Annotated in this window: 18 protein-coding genes; 14 read left to right on the top strand and 4 right to left on the bottom strand. The window is 32.7% G+C overall.

Annotation, left to right across the window (positions count from 1 at the left end):
* Positions 1-16: 16 nt before the first annotated feature.
* Positions 17-1,423, bottom strand: a complete 1,407-nt coding sequence (locus tag C8N41_RS13020; protein WP_115839593.1) for a glycogen synthase — start codon at positions 1,421-1,423, stop codon at positions 17-19.
* 165 nt (positions 1,424-1,588) lie between these two features.
* Here C8N41_RS13020 and msrB point away from each other — a divergent pair, with 165 nt between their 5' ends.
* The 6 genes from msrB (at position 1,589) to C8N41_RS12990 (ending at position 7,454) form a co-directional block, all read left to right on the top strand.
* On the top strand, positions 1,589-2,074 hold the full coding sequence (msrB, locus tag C8N41_RS13015; protein WP_170137128.1) for a peptide-methionine (R)-S-oxide reductase MsrB: 486 nt from the start codon (positions 1,589-1,591) through the stop codon (positions 2,072-2,074).
* Positions 2,075-2,253: 179 nt separating this feature from the next.
* The gene (gene smpB, locus C8N41_RS13010) at positions 2,254-2,712 is read left to right on the top strand and encodes an SsrA-binding protein SmpB (RefSeq protein ID WP_092443384.1); all 459 of its coding nucleotides are present in this window, start codon (positions 2,254-2,256) and stop codon (positions 2,710-2,712) included.
* Between the two features lie 114 nt (positions 2,713-2,826).
* A complete protein-coding gene (locus C8N41_RS13005; RefSeq protein ID WP_317039109.1) occupies positions 2,827-5,343 on the top strand; it encodes a DUF5686 and carboxypeptidase regulatory-like domain-containing protein in 2,517 nt (838 codons plus the stop codon).
* Positions 5,344-5,352: 9 nt separating this feature from the next.
* The gene (locus tag C8N41_RS13000) at positions 5,353-5,871 is read left to right on the top strand and encodes a hypothetical protein (protein WP_115839591.1); all 519 of its coding nucleotides are present in this window, start codon (positions 5,353-5,355) and stop codon (positions 5,869-5,871) included.
* A 167-nt stretch (positions 5,872-6,038) separates the two neighbouring features.
* The gene (locus tag C8N41_RS12995) at positions 6,039-6,368 is read left to right on the top strand and encodes a hypothetical protein (protein ID WP_147298965.1); all 330 of its coding nucleotides are present in this window, start codon (positions 6,039-6,041) and stop codon (positions 6,366-6,368) included.
* Positions 6,369-6,440: 72 nt separating this feature from the next.
* Positions 6,441-7,454: a TQO small subunit DoxD gene (locus C8N41_RS12990; protein WP_115839589.1), complete on the top strand. Its 1,014-nt coding sequence runs from the start codon at positions 6,441-6,443 to the stop codon at positions 7,452-7,454.
* Positions 7,455-7,557: 103 nt separating this feature from the next.
* Here the strand turns inward: C8N41_RS12990 and C8N41_RS12985 are convergent, their stop codons facing one another.
* Positions 7,558-8,199, bottom strand: a complete 642-nt coding sequence (locus C8N41_RS12985) for a protein-L-isoaspartate(D-aspartate) O-methyltransferase (protein ID WP_115839820.1) — start codon at positions 8,197-8,199, stop codon at positions 7,558-7,560.
* A gap of 185 nt (positions 8,200-8,384) precedes the next feature.
* On the opposite strand from C8N41_RS12985, the gene C8N41_RS12980 reads away from it, so the two are divergent.
* The 8 genes from C8N41_RS12980 (at position 8,385) to miaA (ending at position 16,305) form a co-directional block, all read left to right on the top strand.
* Complete coding sequence (locus C8N41_RS12980) at positions 8,385-9,344, top strand: Gfo/Idh/MocA family protein (RefSeq protein WP_092443394.1); 960 nt, start codon at positions 8,385-8,387, stop codon at positions 9,342-9,344.
* A 91-nt stretch (positions 9,345-9,435) separates the two neighbouring features.
* Positions 9,436-10,326 carry a 3-hydroxyacyl-CoA dehydrogenase family protein gene (locus tag C8N41_RS12975; RefSeq protein ID WP_092443396.1) on the top strand — a complete coding sequence of 297 codons (891 nt, stop codon included), beginning with the start codon at positions 9,436-9,438 and terminating at the stop codon, positions 10,324-10,326.
* 387 nt (positions 10,327-10,713) lie between these two features.
* On the top strand, positions 10,714-11,955 hold the full coding sequence (locus C8N41_RS12970; RefSeq protein WP_115839588.1) for a DUF1015 domain-containing protein: 1,242 nt from the start codon (positions 10,714-10,716) through the stop codon (positions 11,953-11,955).
* Positions 11,956-12,028: 73 nt separating this feature from the next.
* The gene (locus C8N41_RS12965) at positions 12,029-12,688 is read left to right on the top strand and encodes a YggS family pyridoxal phosphate-dependent enzyme (protein WP_115839587.1); all 660 of its coding nucleotides are present in this window, start codon (positions 12,029-12,031) and stop codon (positions 12,686-12,688) included.
* Between the two features lie 91 nt (positions 12,689-12,779).
* Positions 12,780-14,144, top strand: coding sequence for an exonuclease domain-containing protein (locus C8N41_RS12960; protein ID WP_115839586.1), 1,365 nt, complete (start codon positions 12,780-12,782; stop codon positions 14,142-14,144).
* A gap of 7 nt (positions 14,145-14,151) precedes the next feature.
* Complete coding sequence (locus tag C8N41_RS12955) at positions 14,152-14,427, top strand: hypothetical protein (RefSeq protein WP_115839585.1); 276 nt, start codon at positions 14,152-14,154, stop codon at positions 14,425-14,427.
* Between the two features lie 73 nt (positions 14,428-14,500).
* Positions 14,501-15,397 (top strand): ion transporter, encoded by an 897-nt coding sequence (locus C8N41_RS12950; protein ID WP_115839584.1) that lies wholly within the window; start codon positions 14,501-14,503, stop codon positions 15,395-15,397.
* Positions 15,394-16,305 carry a tRNA (adenosine(37)-N6)-dimethylallyltransferase MiaA gene (miaA, locus tag C8N41_RS12945; protein WP_115839583.1) on the top strand — a complete coding sequence of 304 codons (912 nt, stop codon included), beginning with the start codon at positions 15,394-15,396 and terminating at the stop codon, positions 16,303-16,305. Before C8N41_RS12950 ends, miaA begins: the two co-directional genes overlap by 4 nt.
* Before the next feature lie 142 nt (positions 16,306-16,447).
* Here miaA and C8N41_RS12940 read toward each other — a convergent pair whose 3' ends face one another.
* Entirely contained in the window at positions 16,448-17,155 is a 708-nt protein-coding gene (locus C8N41_RS12940) for a response regulator transcription factor (protein ID WP_092443409.1), read from the bottom strand.
* A 9-nt stretch (positions 17,156-17,164) separates the two neighbouring features.
* Positions 17,165-18,736, bottom strand: a complete 1,572-nt coding sequence (locus tag C8N41_RS12935) for a sensor histidine kinase (RefSeq protein WP_244266693.1) — start codon at positions 18,734-18,736, stop codon at positions 17,165-17,167.
* Positions 18,737-18,748: the final 12 nt, after the last annotated feature.

Raw genomic sequence — 18,748 nt, 5'->3', positions numbered from 1 at the left:
CGTTTTATTTAGTTCTTTAGTTTATTGACTGGTATAAGTCTATATATGCTTTTGCTGAAACTTTCCATGAGTGGTCAATACTCATTATACGTTTTTGGTTGGCTTTAAATTCCTTTTGCTGCTTATAAAACTCTTTTCCTCTTGAAATAGAAAAGACAATATCTTGGACAGATACTTCATTATGGCAAATTCCAAATCCATCATCTCCAATATCTATAACCGTATCTTTTAAACCACCAATACGCCTTACAACAGGCACTGTGCCATATCTTAAAGCATACATTTGGTTTAATCCGCAAGGTTCTACACGCGATGGCATCAATAGAAAATCCGCTCCAGCATAGATGATGTGCGATAATTTTTCATCATAACCAATAAAAGCATTGTAATAGCCGCTATATCTAGAAGTTAGCTTAGATAACTGACCTTCGGTATCTTTAGCTCCTGAACCAAGCACTATCACTGAGATATCGTTGGCGCGTAATGCTTCATTTAATGCAGAAGGCAATATTTCAGCACCTTTTTCACCTACTAATCGGCCAATAAATGCAAATAACGGTTTACTTTCATCTAAATTATACTGAGCGCATAACCACTTCTTATTTGCTTTTTTACCCGACGCAACTGAGGTTTTCTTATAATTCTTAATGATGAAATCATCTGTTTCTGGATTCCAAACACCAGAATCAATACCGTTTAGTATACCAATGCACTTTAAGGTTTCATGAGCTAATAACGATTCTAAGCCATTTGCATTACGCTTTAATTCCTCCATATAACTTGGAGAAACCGTAGTCACTCTCCATGCACATTTAATTGCTGTGGCTAATGGATTAATCATGTCATTCCACATTAACAGACCGACCCTTTCTATATTAAATCTTGGGATTTTGAACAAATGGTCATACGACATCCAACCTTGATATTGAGCATTGTGAATGGTTGTAATTACAGGTATCTTATTCAGCGTTTCATATTTAAAACTTTCTTGAGCCATAAAAGGAATTAGCCCAGTATGATGGTCATGGCAATGTATATAATTTGGCTTTGTCTCGAGAGATAATATCCAGTCTAACGCTCCAATTTGAAATGCTAAAAAGCGATCCGTGTCATCATCACTATAAACGTTTTCAGTATATAATAAGCCGTTAATATGAACAAAGTAAATATTGAATTCTAAAACTGAAACCTTTTCAATTTTTAAAATACTGTACTTAAAATCTTGATTCCCTAATTTTAAAGTAGCTTCAAAAATTGCAGAGAATTTATGGGATTGCGTAAACTTATTGTTATAAAAAGGCATTATTACAGAACTCTCTGCACCAATGTCATTTTGATACTTGGGCAAAGCACCTACAACATCTGCCAAACCACCAACTTTAGCTATTGGATAACACTCTGCACTGATATGTATTATTTTCATTGACATATACAAACTTATTGTTGATGCTGTTAAATTTAACAATAATAAAAAGAAAGTCAAGCATTAATGTCAATGTAATTTTAAATAAACTTTAAGATTGAAATGTAATGAATAATAGTACACTACGACGAAACTTAGAAAGAACAATTGAAAACGAAAAAGATTTTGAAAAAGATAGCCTTAATTACCCTTGTAAGTTTGTTTTTGAGTTGTAATAGTTCTGCTCAGAAAAATGAAACTAAAGCAAAAGCGTCGTTTCCTGAAACTAAAACAGAAGCCGAATGGAAAGCTGAACTCACAGAAGAACAATACTACGTTTTACGAGAAGCCGGAACTGAGCGTCCATTCTCTAGCCCTTTAAATAAAAATTACAAAAAAGGTGTCTATCATTGTGCCGCCTGCGACACTCCTTTATTTAAAAGTGAACATAAATTTGATTCAGGTACCGGTTGGCCAAGTTTTGATCGTGTTATAGAAGGCAATGTCGCCTTCGGAACTGACACTAAAATCGGCTACACCAGAGATGAAGAGCACTGTGCTACTTGTGGAGGTCACTTAGGACATGTATTTAATGATGGACCAAAAGCAACTACAGGAAAGCGTCACTGTATAAATGGCGATGCCCTTAAGTTTGTACCTGCAGAAGACTAATCACTTATACGTATCCTAATTTGAGTAAAGAACATTAGATTGTACTTTACATTTCTATAGCCTAAAGCGACGAGAGGGTGTATCGAAATTCAATTATAAAAATCTATAGCTATAATGCATTAAACTTTTGTGTCTTTCTATCTTCAAATTTCTATCTTACTTTGTTATCTTTGGCCTCCATGCAAAAAACGATTAACATACTAAATAAGAAAGCAAAATTTCAGTACGATATATCTGATAAATATACGGCTGGGATTGTTTTAACCGGAACTGAAATTAAATCCATCAGATCTAGTAAAGCCTCTATTGCCGAAAGTTTCTGTGAGTTTAATGATAAAGGCGAATTATTTGTTATTAATATGACAATCGAAGAGTACAAATACGGCACGTACTATAACCACAGACCTAAAGCCGAACGCAAACTCTTATTGAATAAAAAAGAGCTTAAAAAGCTAAAGAAAGAGATCGATGTTAAAGGCAATGCTATTATACCTTTAAAACTGTTTATAAATGATAGAGGTCTAGCCAAACTTATTATTGGATTAGGGAAAGGTAAAAAACTCTACGATAAACGCGAGACTATTAAAGACCGTGATAATAAGCGGAATTTAGACAGAATCAAGAAAAATTTCCGTTAAGTTTAAGATTCTTATAATTTTAATTCTACAAAAATTAGTCTAAGTTTGATAAACGTTAGGCAACCATTTCATTTTTATTCGCGTCTATATTAATAATAATTGTTATGATAAGAGATGTCATTATTTGTGAAAGGTGTGCATCATTTAAACATCAATCAAACCATTATGGCTAAAAATCTACTATGTTGCGTCTTATTTTTTTCTACTTGCTTTATTTCAGCACAGATTAAAGGACATATTACTGATCAAAATAATGAAGCCCTTCCTTTTGTAAATATCTTAATTGAAAACACTTATAAAGGAACCACAAGTAATGATGATGGTTATTACGAACTCAATATTACGACACCAAATACCTATACCATAGCATATAGTTATTTAGGCTATAAAACAATAAAAAAGACAGTTACCATTCAATCATTTCCTTACGAATTAGATATTACCTTAATAGAAGAGTCGGTATCCTTAAACGAAGTTGTAATTGATGCTGATAACGATCCGGCAAATGCTATAATGCGACAAGCTGTAGCAAAAAGAGAAGAAAATTTAGCTAAAATTAATTCTTTTAAAGCCGATTTTTATTCCAGAGGCTTAATAAAAATTAAAGATGCTCCTAAAAAAATAATGGGACAAGAGGTTGGCGATTTAGGTGGTGGCCTAGACTCCACTCGTAGTGGCATTATCTACTTATCTGAAACTATTTCTAAAATTCAATTTTTAAGTCCAGATAAATTGAAAGAAAAAATTACAGCTTCTAAAATTAGTGGAGACAGCAACGGTTTTAGTTTTAATAGTGCGTTAGACGTTGATTTTAATTTCTATAAAAACACCATAAGTTTTGGTAACGAAATTATTTCTCCAATTGCTAATAATGCGTTTAGTTATTATCGCTATAAACTTGAGGGTGTATTTTATGATGACAGAGGCAACCTAATAAATAAAATCAGCGTCATTCCTAAACGAAAAAATGATCCTGTCTTTTCAGGTTTTATTTATATCGTAGAAGACCAATGGAATATCTTTGCTTTAGAATTAGATATTACCGGAACACAAGCACGTATTCCTATGGTAGATGTCATTGCTCTACAACAAAGTTTTTCATATTCTGAATCCGATGATATTTGGGCATTAATTTCGCAAAGTATAGATTTTAAATATGCGCTTTTCGGAATTAAAGGAGAAGGACGTTTTACTGCTGTATATAGCAATTACGATTTTAATCTAGGTTTAACAAGAAACGATTTTAGTAGAGAAATTGTAGCGTATGAAAAAGAAGCAAATAAAAAAGACTCCATCTTTTGGAATACTGTTAGACCAGTGCCATTAACATTAGAAGAACGCACAGACTATATTAAAAAAGATAGCATACAAATTCTGCAGGAGTCGAAGCCTTATTTAGATTCTCTAGATCGTGCTAAAAACAGATTTAAGTTGGGTAATATTTTAGGGTACACCTATCAAAACTCACATAAAGATTACCGTTTAGGTTACGATATCCCTTTAACAGGATTACAATTTAATACCGTTCAAGGGTACACGGTTGATGCTAATTTGTTTTATACAAAAAATTACGATGATTATAACCGTTTTCTCAGAGCCAGCGGAACGTTGCAGTACGGCTTTTCTGAAGAACGTTTGCGTGCCACTGGTACATTACTGTATAAATTCAACAGTTTTAGTAATTCCTTTCTAAGGTTATCCGGCGGAGTATCAACTGAACAATTTAATCCTTCAAATCCTATATCGCCTTTAGTCAACTCAATAAGTACTTTATTTTTTGAAGATAATTACATAAAATTATACGATAAAAGTTATGTTGCTTTAAATTATTCCGAAGAACTATTTAATGGCTTTAGATTATACGCAGGTCTAAGTTATGAAAGACGTAATGCCCTTTTTAACACTACGGACCAAACTTTTTTCAATGAAAAAGATGATGTCTACACCAGTAACAACCCATTAGATATCTCAGCCTTTGGGATTACACCTTTTGAGACTCATCATATTGTAAAAGGAAATATTACAGCTCGTATTAATTTTGGGCAAGAATACTTAAGTTACCCTGATGCCAAGTACAACGTCGGTAACGAGGATTATCCAACTTTATATTTGGGTTACGAAACAGGTTTTGGCGCCACAAATAGCGATTACAATTTTAATCAAATCAAAGCCAGCCTCACACAATCATTGAGTATTAAAGACAAAGGAAGATTAAACTACAATTTAAAAGCTGGAACCTTTTTTAATGCTGACGATATCGCTTTTATGGATTATCAACACTTTAATGGTAACCAAACACATATCAGTACAGAAGGTAATTACACTAATGTTTTTAACAACTTAGATTATTATGCTGCTAGTACTAACGATTCTTATTTTGAAGGCCATCTCGAACATGATTTTAACGGTTTTTTACTTGGAAAATTACCTCTTTTAAACACACTTAATTTTAATTTAGTGGTTGGTGCACATATACTAGCTACACCAGATTTTAAACCCTATCAGGAATATTCAGTCGGGATCGATAATATTGGTTGGGGGAAGTGGAGATTCCTAAGAGTTGATTATCTTCGTTCGTACCAAAGCGGATTTCAGAGTGATGCTATTGTCTTTGGCTTAAAATTCTTTTAATTTTATTCTATGAAAAATACCTTTTTAATTCTATTCTTCTTTATTTCTATAACACTTGCAGCACAGGAGAAAATTGACTATTCTACTAAAGTTTCATCAATAGATAGTACCGTTGCAACCTTATACGCTGTGATTTCTGGTGACAAAGGTGAAGCACGAGATTGGAATTTATTTAAACATCTCTTTCACAAGGAGGCTAAACTTATTCCTATTGGAAAAAAAGACAATAAGATAACGGTCCGTTACATGTCTACAGAAGATTATATTAATACCTCAGGACCATGGTTAATAGATAACGGTTTTCATGAAATAGAAATACAACGCGAAACACAAACTTTTGGAAATTTCGCCCATGTTTTTAGTACTTACGAATCTTACAAAAGTAAAGACGATGAAAAACCTCTGATGCGTGGTATAAATAGTATTCAACTGTTGAATGACGGTAAACGCTGGTGGATTATAAACTTATATTGGAAACAAGAAACCGAAAAAAACCCAATTCCTGAAATCTATTTACCTAAAGAATAAGTAGGTAGTGTGCAAAAAAGCACCTAATCAATATTAATAGCCCTTTTGAAGTAGATTATTAAAATTAACAATGCTTTAAATGTTTTCAGATTTCAATAACTCATATTTGTAAAGTGAAAATTATCAACCAAATAAAACAGCACATATCAATCCTACCCATAATAGGTTTGATTATCCTTTTGGTTGCTTCTCCGTGTAAAGTTAGAAATTCAATTCAAGGTGTTTTTGAAATTCAAAAAACAGAAGTTTCTAATAAAAGCATCTCTCATTTACAGCAATCTAGTTGTGAGACATTCTCAGAAACTAATTCTACATTAACAGCGTACAATGTTAGTATTGATGCCTTTCAAATTACCTTAAACAAAAGCTTACAATATTATATTGGTTCTATTCCGCTTTCCGACAGACCAATCACACAATACTATAGCGCTAGAGATGAAATCCCGCCATTAGTGCCCTATTACATTCTCTTTAAAAACAATAAGGCATATCTATAATTAATTTTCTTCAATCTTAATCTAATCACCCTAGATCACAGAAAATTATTCACACATTATAGATATTAAAAAATGAAATTACATATTAAAAACGACTCCGGCTTTTTAGCCTTAGCAATTAGAATGGTCATCGGATGGACTTATTTTTCTGCTTTTTTCAGACGCACCATTTTAGCTGATAAACTAGACCCAGAACTCGCCGGATATATTGGCATAAAATTCAATCACTTTCTCCCAAATGCTTTAGGGATTAAACCCATTATTCAATATTTAGTGGAAAACCCAGATATATTATGGTATAATATGTTAGCTTTTACTATTATAGAAGGCGTGGTAGGCTTATTCATCATATTCGGACTTTTTACAAGATTAATGAGTATTGGTGTCCTTGGCTTAGCCATGGGTATATTATTAGGTTCAGGCTGGATTGGCACCACATGTTTAGACGAATGGCAAATTGGAGTATTAGGTATTGCTACAGGATTCTTACTTTTCTTAACAGGTAGTGGTCGCTTTTCCTTAGATCAATATCTCCTCAACAAATCGGTGAATTTCACAAAAAAACCATGGTTTGCCTGGTTAGGATCTGGGATTATACCCATAAAAAATCATCATTTTTCAAAACTAGTGCTTATTGGTTCTTTCCTTATCTTTGGATTAACACTGTATACAAATCAGGTGTTTCATGGCGGATTATGGGGAACATTACATAACAAATCAGTAAAACCAAAACTCGAAATCACGGAAGGTAAATTAGACAACAACAGACTTTCATTCGATGTCTTTAGAGTTGAAGGTGTTGATGTTTACGGAGCTTGGATTATTAGTATACAACTAATTGACGCTCAAAATAATATTATTTTGAATTACACTCAAAATGATTTAGCAAACTTACCAGAACTCACTATTGCCAATTATTACATCGCTAAAGTAAAACCAGGTAAACACAGTTTAATTATACCATTAGGAGCTAAGGCAAACTTAAAATTTGACACCTCTAGAGCTAACCATTTATCTTCTGGTCCTTACACGTTAAGGATTACAGACATTAGTGGAGCAAGCTGGTCGCATCAAATTATCAAATAAGTCATTTTTAAATAAAAAAAAACTCCCAAAACAATGGCTTTTGCAATAAGTCTTGGGAGTTTTTATTATTAAAACTTCGTTCTAAATTACTATCCTCTTTAAATCAATTTTTATCCTCTAACATCGGTACAAATCTGAAGTCACCAAACTCATGTTTTTCAAACTCTTTAGGGCCTTTTCTAATAAATAAGGTCATCACTTGGACGTCATCTCCTACAGGTATCACTAAACGACCACCAATAGCTAATTGACTTAATAACGGATTAGGCACATAAGGAGCACCAGCCGTTACAATAATACTTTGAAATGGTGCTTCAATAGGCATGCCTTTATAGCCGTCACCAAAAATGAGACTTTTGGCTCTATAGCCAATTTTAGGTAAAAATTTAGAAGTCTTTTTAAATAACTCCTGCTGACGCTCAATACTATACACTTTAGCACCTAATTCTAAGAGCACCGCCGTTTGGTAGCCACTACCTGTGCCTATTTCTAGGACTTTATCACCTGGTTTTACTTGTAATAATTCAGATTGAAAAGCTACTGTATAAGGTTGCGAAATCGTTTGGTCTGCTGCAATTGGGAACGCTTTATCTTGATACGCGTGATCTATAAACCCAGAATCCATAAATAAATGTCTCGGAATTTTTCCTACCGCTTTTAAAACGGCCTTATCTTTTATGCCTTTATTAATTAGAGTTTCAACGAGTTGTTGGCGCATCCCTTGATGCTTAAATGTATCTTTCAAAGCGTAGTTTAGTTTAAGGTAAAAATAGTTCAAAAACTTTCAAACTTCAAAATGAAAGGTCTTGTTTTTTCTTACTCAAACCATTCTCGTCTCAATTTTAAAAGCTTAGTAATTTCGCAGTATTTTATATTTTCTTTTTTCAATTTCTAAACGAAAACGACTATTTTTGTTAAAAACAGAAAAACATGCTCAAAGTTGGTGTTCTTGGTGCTGGTCACCTTGGTAAAATTCATTTAAGACTTCTTAACCAATCTCAAAAATATGATCTTATCGGTTTTTACGATGCAGATCCCGAAAATGCCAAACGCGTGGCTGAAGAATTCGGTTATACCTATTTTGATTCTATCGATAAATTAATAGACGCAGTAGATGTTGTGGATATTGTAACTCCTACTCTTTCTCATTATGATTGTGCTAAACAAGCCATAAAAAAAGGAAAACATATTTTTATTGAAAAACCAATTACCAATACGGTTGAGGAAGCAGAAACGATTAGAACTCTTGTCGCCGAACACGGAGTAAAAGGACAGGTAGGCCATGTAGAACGTTTTAACCCAGCATTTATTGGTGTAAAAGAACAAATTGCGAATCCAATGTTTATTGAATGTCATAGACTCGCTGAATTTAATCCTCGTGGTACCGATGTACCTGTCGTGTTAGATTTAATGATTCATGATATCGATATTATCTTGAGTGTCGTTCAATCTCCTGTAAAACATATTTCTGCCAGTGGAGTATCTGTAGTTAGTGAAACCCCTGATATTGCCAATGCACGGATTGAATTTAAAAATGGCTGTGTCGCTAATTTAACTGCGAGTAGAATTTCTTTAAAGAATATGAGAAAGACACGTTTCTTTCAAAAAGATGCCTACATATCTGTAGATTTCTTAGAAAAGAAATGTGAAGTGGTAAAAATGAAAGATGCGCCAGATAATCCTGGTGATTTTGATATGATTCTACAAAATGCAGAAGGCATAAAAAAACAAATCTATTTTGATAATCCGGATATAGCGAACAATAACGCTATTTTAGATGAACTTGAAACATTTGCAAATGCAATCAATACAAATACAAAACCTATTGTAACATTACATGATGGTACTGAAGCATTGCGCGTAGCCAATATGATTATCAATCAATTTTAATTTTCCCTAAAGCGGAAAATCTTACGAAAGCTTAGAACAATATTAGAATAACAAACTCCTGTTTTTCACAGGAAAAAAATAAAAACTTTTAATGAAAAATATAGCAGTAATTGGTGCAGGAACTATGGGAAATGGTATTGCACACACATTTGCACAATCTGGTTTTAATGTACAACTTATAGATATTAGTGAAGCCTCTTTACAACGTGGTATGAACACAATTGAAAAAAACCTAGATCGTATGGTTGCTAAAGAAAAAATCAGCGATGCTGATAAAACTGCAACCCTAGGAAATATTACGACTTTTACCGACACTATAGAAGGAGTTAAAAATGCTGATTTAGTTGTTGAAGCTGCTACAGAAAATATTGACTTAAAACTAAAAATCTTTAAACAGCTTAGCGAAGTTTGCAATGAAAAAACCATCTTAGCAACAAATACGTCTTCTATTTCTATTACTCAAATTGCTGCAGTAACATCAAGACCAGATAAGGTAATTGGTATGCACTTTATGAACCCAGTACCAATTATGAAATTAGTTGAAATTATTAGAGGTTATAATACTAGTGATGAAGTTACTTCAACTATTATGGAACTCTCTAAAACCTTAGGTAAAGTACCAACCGAAGTTAACGATTATCCTGGTTTTGTTGCAAACCGAATTTTAATGCCCATGATTAATGAGTCTATTGAAACGCTTTACAATGGTGTTGCTGGTGTAGAAGAAATTGATACGGTAATGAAATTAGGTATGGCACATCCTATGGGACCATTGCAATTGGCAGATTTTATCGGTTTAGACGTCTGTTTATCTATTCTAAATGTAATGTATGACGGTTTTAAAAACCCTAAGTATGCACCTTGTCCGCTTTTAGTTAATATGGTAATGGCCGGAAAATTAGGCATAAAATCTGGAGAGGGATTTTACGACTACGCTGAGAGTAGAAAAGCCGAGACGGTAGCTAGCCAGTTTTTAAAGTAATCAGCGATTAGCGACTAATAATCCTTAAATTGAAGATATGTTTTTGGTGTCATAAAGCCATTTTATCATAATAAGATTTACTGGCTTCTCAGAAAAGTTTTGATTTGGTTATAAACATATTAAATGGATTAAAATCTTTCCAAAAAGACGCGATTTATTTACTAACCAACTGTGATGCTAAAAATTCAGAAACCAAAAAATGGTTAAAATTCTCTTGGGCATAAAATGATGTAATTGGAGCAGCACATTTCAATGCTCTCACAGAATAAAGGATGAATCTAATAATGTAATAAAACGCATATATTTCCTGTTTCGAAATAAAGAGAAATTTGGATTTCATAAGAGTTTGGATTTACTAAAAACCAATTACTGAATACTAAAAACACAATGCCAAAAATAATTCCATTCAAAGCTGTAAAGCCAACTAGAGCTATTGTTGGCTTAGTTGCTGCGCGTCCTTATCAAAGCTATACCGTTGACGAACGTGAGTCGCGTATGGCTTATAATCCATATAGTTTTCTACATATTGTAAATCCTGGGTATAAATACGACCAAGAAGTTACTGGTGAAGAACGCTATAAATTGGTAAAAAACAGGTATCTAGAATTTAAGGAAGATGGTGTATTTGTTAAAGATAAAAAACCATCTTTCTATGTATATAAAATAGTAAATAGACACGGACAAGAATTCAACGGCATAGTCGCAGCCACTAGTGCTGAAGATTATGAAAAGGATATCATAAAAAAACATGAAGATACGATATCTAAACGAGAAGAAACCTTTAAAAGCTATCTGCAAACAGTGGGTTTTAACGCAGAACCCGTTTTATTAACTTATCCGGATAATGCCTTAATTGCTCAAATTATAAACGATGTTCAAAATACAAAATATGCCGAGTTTGAGTTTACAATGACCTATAGAGACACTCATTATTTATGGAAAATAGATGATGCACTTACTATTGCGACTATTCAAAGTGAGTTTGAAAATATGGACACCATTTATATAGCGGATGGTCACCACAGATCTGCATCCTCATACTTACTTTATAAAGATGAAAAAGTAAAAAACCTTGATCATAACGGTACTGAATCTTATAATTTTTTTATGTCGTATCTCATTCCTGAATCGGATTTAGTGATTTACGAATTTAATAGATTGATAAAAGACTTAAATGGATTAACGAAAGAAGAGTTTCTCATCAAACTAGATGCGTCTTACAGGATTGAAAACAGAGGTTTAATGGCATACAAGCCTTCAAAACCACATCATTTTAGTATGTATTTAGATGGTGAATTCTATTCGCTTTATTTACGTAAAACTTGTTATACATTTAAAACATCATTAGATGCATTAGACGCACAGTTGCTTTATAAAACCATACTTCAACCCGTTTTAGGAATTAACGATTTACGTAACGATAATCGGATTTCGTACGTTAATGGTCATCACGATATGATTACTATAAAAACGAGTGTAGATAGTGGTGAATTTACAGTTGGCTTTGGGATGTGCCCTTCTAACGTTGAGCAAATGAAACAAATCGCAGACGAAGGTTTAACCATGCCTCCAAAGAGTACATACATTTTACCGAAATTAAGAAGTGGAATTACGATTTATGAATATTAAAAAGGAAATTACCCCTTGTTTTTAGATTAAATAATGAGATATTTAGTTTTAAATAGCGAACAACACACTATCCATGAGCATAACAGAAAACTTAAGACAGATAAAATTAACCTTACCTAAGGAGGTTACACTAGTTGCCGTTTCTAAAACCAAACCAATCAGCGACCTAATGGAAGCATATAACGCTGGGCAACGCATTTTTGGAGAAAACAAAATCCAAGAAATGGCAGAAAAACATGAACAGATGCCAAAAGATATACAATGGCATATGATTGGACATGTACAACGGAATAAGGTAAAGTATATGGCAGAATTTGTAAGCCTTATACATGGTGTAGAGAGCTTTAAATTATTAAAAGAAATTAATAAACAAGCTAAGAAACACCAAAGAGTCATCAATTGTTTACTTCAAATTAAAATAGCAGAAGAAGACAGTAAATTTGGTATGTCTGCATCGGATGCTTCTGTCCTTTTACAGTCCGATGAATTTTCAGATTTAACTCATATTAAAATTAAAGGTGTAATGGGAATGGCTACTTTTACTGATAATATGACACAGGTTGAAAATGAATTCAAATTTCTAAAACACACATTTACAGAACTTAAAACCATTCAGCCTGAAATTAATATTATTAGCATGGGTATGAGTGGTGATTATAAGTTAGCAATTGATTGTGGAAGTACAATGGTTCGCGTCGGAAGTAGTATATTTGGATATAGAAATTATAATTAACACGTTGCCCTGAGAAACACATCAAAAAACTGAATTTTAGTTAAAAAAATATCAGTTTTAATTATTTAGACATACGTAAAACAACACTACTATCTACGCAATACTAGACATAGAAACCACAGGTGGAAAATTTAATGAAGAAGGCATAACCGAAATAGCAATTTATCGTTTTGATGGCCATGAGGTTACAGATCAATTTATTTCTTTGGTCAATCCAGAACGCGAAATTCAACCTTTTGTAGTCAACCTCACAGGTATTAATGCTAAAATGCTTAAAAATGCACCCAAATTTTATGAAGTCGCTAAACGCATTGTTGAGATTACCGAAGATTGCATTATTGTAGCACACAATTCCTCATTTGATTATAGAATACTTAAAACTGAATTTAAAAGATTAGGATTTCCTTTTAAACGAAAAACACTCTGTACGGTTGAGCTTTCTCAGCAACTTATTCCCAATATGCCTTCATACAGTTTAGGAAAACTTACACGTGCCTTAGGTATTCCTATGAGTGATAGACATAGAGCTAGTGGAGATGCCATAGCTACGGTAAAACTGTTTAAAATGTTACTCAGTAAAGATTTAGATAAGGTTATTGTAAAAGATGCCATTAAGGCTGAGCAAAAATCTAAAATTGCACCAAATCTTAAAAAAATTATAGAACAATTACCTTCTGAAACTGGTGTATATTACATTTATAATGCAGATGGAGATATAATTTATATAGGTAAAAGTAAAAATATTAGAAAACGGATAGTACAGCATTTCACAGGCAAAAACTCTAAGTCTAAGAAAATTCAGAGGTTAGTGAGTTCTGTGACTTACGAAAAAACGGGAAGTGAATTGGCAGCCCTATTAAAAGAAAGTGCTGAAATAAAAGCTAATAAACCGATTTTTAATAGAGCTTTACGACGTACCATATTTACCCATGCACTTTATCAATCAATAGATGAAAATGGTTACATCAATCTGTTTATCGATAAATCGAGTAGAGACGACACGCCTATTACCACTTTTAACACTAGAGGTAGCGGAAAGCAATTTATGTTTAAAGCTGCTGAATCTTTTAACCTATGTCAGAAACTTACAGATTTATACGACACAAAAACCAGTTGTTTTAAATACGAAGTAAAGGAATGCGATGGAGCTTGCATTAATGAAGAACCCGTGGATACATACAATGAGAAAGTACAGGCTTTAATTGACAAGTACAGTTACGCTAAGAAAGATATGCTTATAATTGACAAAGGCAGAACCATAGAAGAAAAGAGTGTATTTTTAATAGAAAATGGTGTTTTTAAAGGTATGGGGTATTTTGATTTGAATCATCAGATACATAATAGAGCGATTCTTAAATCATTAATTACACCCATGGAAAATAATAGAGATACACAACATATTATTCAAAGTTATATGAGAAGAAATAAAAGACTCAAAATTAAAGAACTAAGATAAACTTAACATGATTTATAGATTTGTAATTGTAACACTACTCATTCCTTTCTCTGCGTTTTCACAAGATTATAATAATCGAGGTCAGTATAATGGAAATGAGAGCAATTATTTAGAGAGCAAATTAAATTCTTATGCGAATATCGCCATAGAGAATCATGACGTATTAGATACAGATACTTCTACTTTTAATGAAACGTTAGACATTAAAATTCAACCTGAATATACAGGCAATAAAATTTATTTTAACCGCTTCACCAGAATATTATCCTTATTTAATGGCTAAAGTAGTCGAAATACAAAACAATACTGTTATTGCCTTAGAAACTCAATAATTTAACTTTTCGTACATTTAGAATATGGAACCAAATCAAAATCATACTTGGAAAACCAAACTTCACGAAGTAATCTATGAGGCTGACACTCCTTCTGGAAAACTTTTTGATGTACTCTTACTCATATTTATACTACTGAGTATTGTTTTGGTGATGCTTGAGAGTGTAGTTAGTATCGATAGAGAATACCATAGACTGCTTTATATTGGAGAGTGGGTTGTTACTGTCTTATTTACTATTGAGTATATCTTAAGAATTATTTCAGTCAAAAAACCATTTAAATACGTTTTCAGTTTCTTTGGTATCATTGATTTTCTGTCAACGATACCTATGTATTTAGCCATCCTCTTTGGTGGAGGAGCTCAAGCATTAGTTACCTTAAGAGCCCTCAGGCTTCTCAGAGTATTTAGGATTTTAAAATTAGCACGATATTTAGGAGCTTCAAATCAACTTAAAGATTCAATTATAGCTAGCCGTGTTAAGATTATGGTGTTTTTATTTGCGGTGATGGTCTCTTCTATTGTGTTTGGCACCATCATGTATTTAGTTGAAGGTGAAGCCAATGGATTTGATAACATCCCTAAAAGTGTGTATTGGTGTGTTGTAACATTAACGACAGTTGGATTTGGTGATATCGCGCCACAAACAGCACTAGGTCAATTTATTACTACAATAATAATGATTTTAGGGTATGGTATTATAGCGGTCCCAACAGGAATTGTATCCGCTGAGTACGCTAAAAGTAGTCTAAAATATAACGACAATAACGCTACCCCAGAAACAAAAGCAGCAAAGACCATGGATCTTCCTGAAGATGTAGAATTACATATGAATTCTCAATGTTGTATTAATTGCTTAAACACAAAGCATCAAGATGGTGCTGATTTTTGTCATAAATGTGGTCATAAATTACATCAATGATTAATAAAAACATTCTTATATCTATCGTTGGTCCTACTGCGATAGGGAAAACAGCTCTTAGTATTAAGTTGGCACAACATTTTAATGCCGCTATAGTATCTGCAGACTCACGTCAATTTTATAAAGAGATGACTATTGGTACAGCTGTACCATCTTTAGAAGAACAAAATGCAGCACCACATCATTTTATTCAACATATCTCAGTACAAGAAGATTACAATGTTGGTGATTTTGAACGCGATGCGATTTCTAAAATTGAAGTATTACACCAGCGTAATAATACAGTGGTTATGGTTGGTGGCTCAGGATTGTATGTAAAAGCTATAACAAATGGGTTAGACTATTTTCCCGAAGTGAACCCAACTATTAGAACTGAACTTAATCTTCTATTTGAAAATGAAGGCTTAAATCCGTTGCTAGAACAACTAAAAATACGAGACCATAAAGCCTATAATACTATTGCAATAGACAACCCAAAACGTGTTATTAGAGCTTTAGAGATTTGTATAGGCACTGGGCAACCTTACTCATCATTTCTTACAGATCCTAATAAACAAAGAGCATTTAAAACTATAAAAATTGGTCTCAATGCCGATAGAGCTATGATCTACGACAGAATTAACCAACGTGTCGATATTATGATTGCCAACGGCTTATTAGACGAAGCTAAATCCTTATTACCATTTAAGAATCTCAATGCCTTAAATACGGTTGGATACAAAGAGTTATTTCGTTACTTTAATGGAGAATTTAGTTTGGAAGACGCTATTTCTGAAATTAAAAAGAATACTAGACGTTTTGCAAAACGACAGCTCACTTGGTTTAGAAAAGATGAAGATATTAAGTGGTTTGACTATAAAACCGATGCTGAAGACATTATAAGTTATATAAAAACTAAAATCAACTAAAACTTTTTTTAGGTTATTATCTTATTTAAAATCAACTATTAATCTCTTTTAACATTTGTAATACTAGACATCTGGAGAAGTTTAGGCATACAAAAAAATCCAGCTTATGAGGCTGGATTTTTCAATATATATAAAATAAAACTTATTTGTTATTCACTACCAATCTAAAGCCTTCTCCATGAATGTTTAAAATTTCAACATTAGGATCTGGTTTTAAATATTTACGCAATTTAGCGATATACACATCCATACTTCTAGAAGTAAAATAGTTATCATCTCTCCAAATTTTTGTTAATGCTAATTCTCTTGGCATTAAATCATTTTCATGCAACGCTAGCAAACGCAACAATTCGTTTTCTTTCGGTGATAATTTAGAAGGTTCTTCCCCATCAAATTTTAAAAAACGTAGTTTAGAGTTTAGATCGAAACGACCAATCTTAAATTCAAATTGTTTACTATCTGCAACTGTATCTTTAGCTTTACGTTGCATAATAGCTTTAATTTTCATTAATAATACTTCGCTATCAAAAGGCTTATTTAGATAATCATCGGCACCCACTTTATAACCTTTAAGAACATCTTCTTTCATAGCTTTAGCCGTTAAGAATATAATTGGAACATCTTCGTTTTTTTCTCTTATTTCTTTAGCAAGCGTAAAACCATCTTTATAAGGCATCATGACATCTAAGATACATAAATCGTAATCGTCCTTCTTGAACTTTTCAAAACCTTCCATCCCATTTTTAGCATGGACCACGTCGTAGTCGTTCATCATTAAATAATCTTTTAAAACAGTTCCAAAATTTGGATCGTCTTCTACCAAAAGAATTTTCTTGTTTTGTTCTTCCATAATTCAATTTTATGATATTAACGGCATCTTTATAATAAAAGTACTGCCTTTTCCTTTTTCACTTTCTACTGATATATGACCTTGATGGTCTTCTACTATTTTCTTTACATAAGCTAAACCTAGCCCATGACCTTTAACATTATGTACATTTCCTGTGTGTTCTCTATAAAATTTTTCAAACACTCTTTTGGCAACTGCTTTAGACATTCCGTTACCTTGATCTGCTATTTTTAAAATTATATTATGCCCTACATTTTCGGTGTATACATCTATTTTTGGTGCTTCATCCGAATACTTTATAGCATTATCCAAAATGTTCACAATTACATTTGTAAAATGTGTATCGTTTGCTAAAATTGATGTCTGATCGGCATTCAAATGTGTTTTTACGTAACCTCTTCTGTCTTCTACAATTAGTTCTACATGCGTTACGGCATCTTCTACCAAATCGTGCATATCTAAACGCTCTTTACTAATGTTAAGCTCGTTTTTATCTAATTTAGAAATACGCAATACATTTTCTACTTGCGCATGCATACGTTTATTTTCATCTTTTATCATTCCTAAATAACGTAAGACCTTTTCTTGGTCGTTAAGAATTTTAGGGTTTTTTATAGAATCTAAAGCCAAATTAATCGTTGCTATTGGTGTTTTAAATTCGTGCGTCATGTTGTTAATAAAGTCGGTCTTAATCTGAGATATTTGACGTTGTCTTATTAATTGGTAAATAGCACTTGTATAAGCAATAATTATAATACTTGTAAATATTATTGAGAGCACAATCATCCATAATATTGAAGAGAAAAGGTATTTTTTTCTCTCAGGAAAATCTATCCAAAGATTATAGCTGCTTTCTTTATTATTATCTAAAAATACTTTAACACCGTAAGCACTTTCATCTAGGAATTCAAAATTTTCGGTTTTCACCTTCGTTGCTAAGTCATCATCATAAATCGCAAATTCAAAATTAAGATCAATCCCTTCAGATTTAAGTTCTCTTCTTAGTAAATTTTCGACTTGTGCTACTGAGACACGTTTGTAAACAGGTTTATCCTTTAACAACGTCTTAAATGTATCATCATACACTTGCTTTTCTAAACCTGTTAAAGAAGAATACTCTCGCAATCGAGTTTCTGGATCCATACGTCTATTCCCATCAATACTAGTATTATTGTAGGTTTCGGTAACACGCTCACTAGAAAGTTTACTAATATTAAAACTATCAGCATCAATTTCAAAGAACAATGATGGCACCTTAAAGCGTTCTTCTAAAACGGTATTACGGTGAATAATAGTTTTACCAGCATCGTCATCCTCAGTAGCTATAAATAATTGCTTAATTATAGCAGAATCCGCCTTATTATCCTTACTTAGGTACGGCTGAAGCTTCATAAAATAATCACGATACTCGTAATCCTCAATAGCTTTAGACACCAAACTTAAGGACCGTTTTACACTAAAGGTAAAATTCTTATTCTCATTTTCTAAACTATTGTTTATAAAAAATAATTGTACAAAAATTATACCTATAAGTGATAAACTCATTAGGATTACCAATAACACAAATAGCTTTTTGCCCATCAGTCAAATTTA

The organism is Winogradskyella sediminis (assembly GCF_003387355.1).
Taxonomy (GTDB): Bacteria; Bacteroidota; Bacteroidia; order Flavobacteriales; family Flavobacteriaceae; genus Winogradskyella; species Winogradskyella sediminis.
The sequence above is the reverse complement of the archived record's forward strand: the minus strand, read 5'-3'. Positions and strand labels throughout refer to the sequence as shown.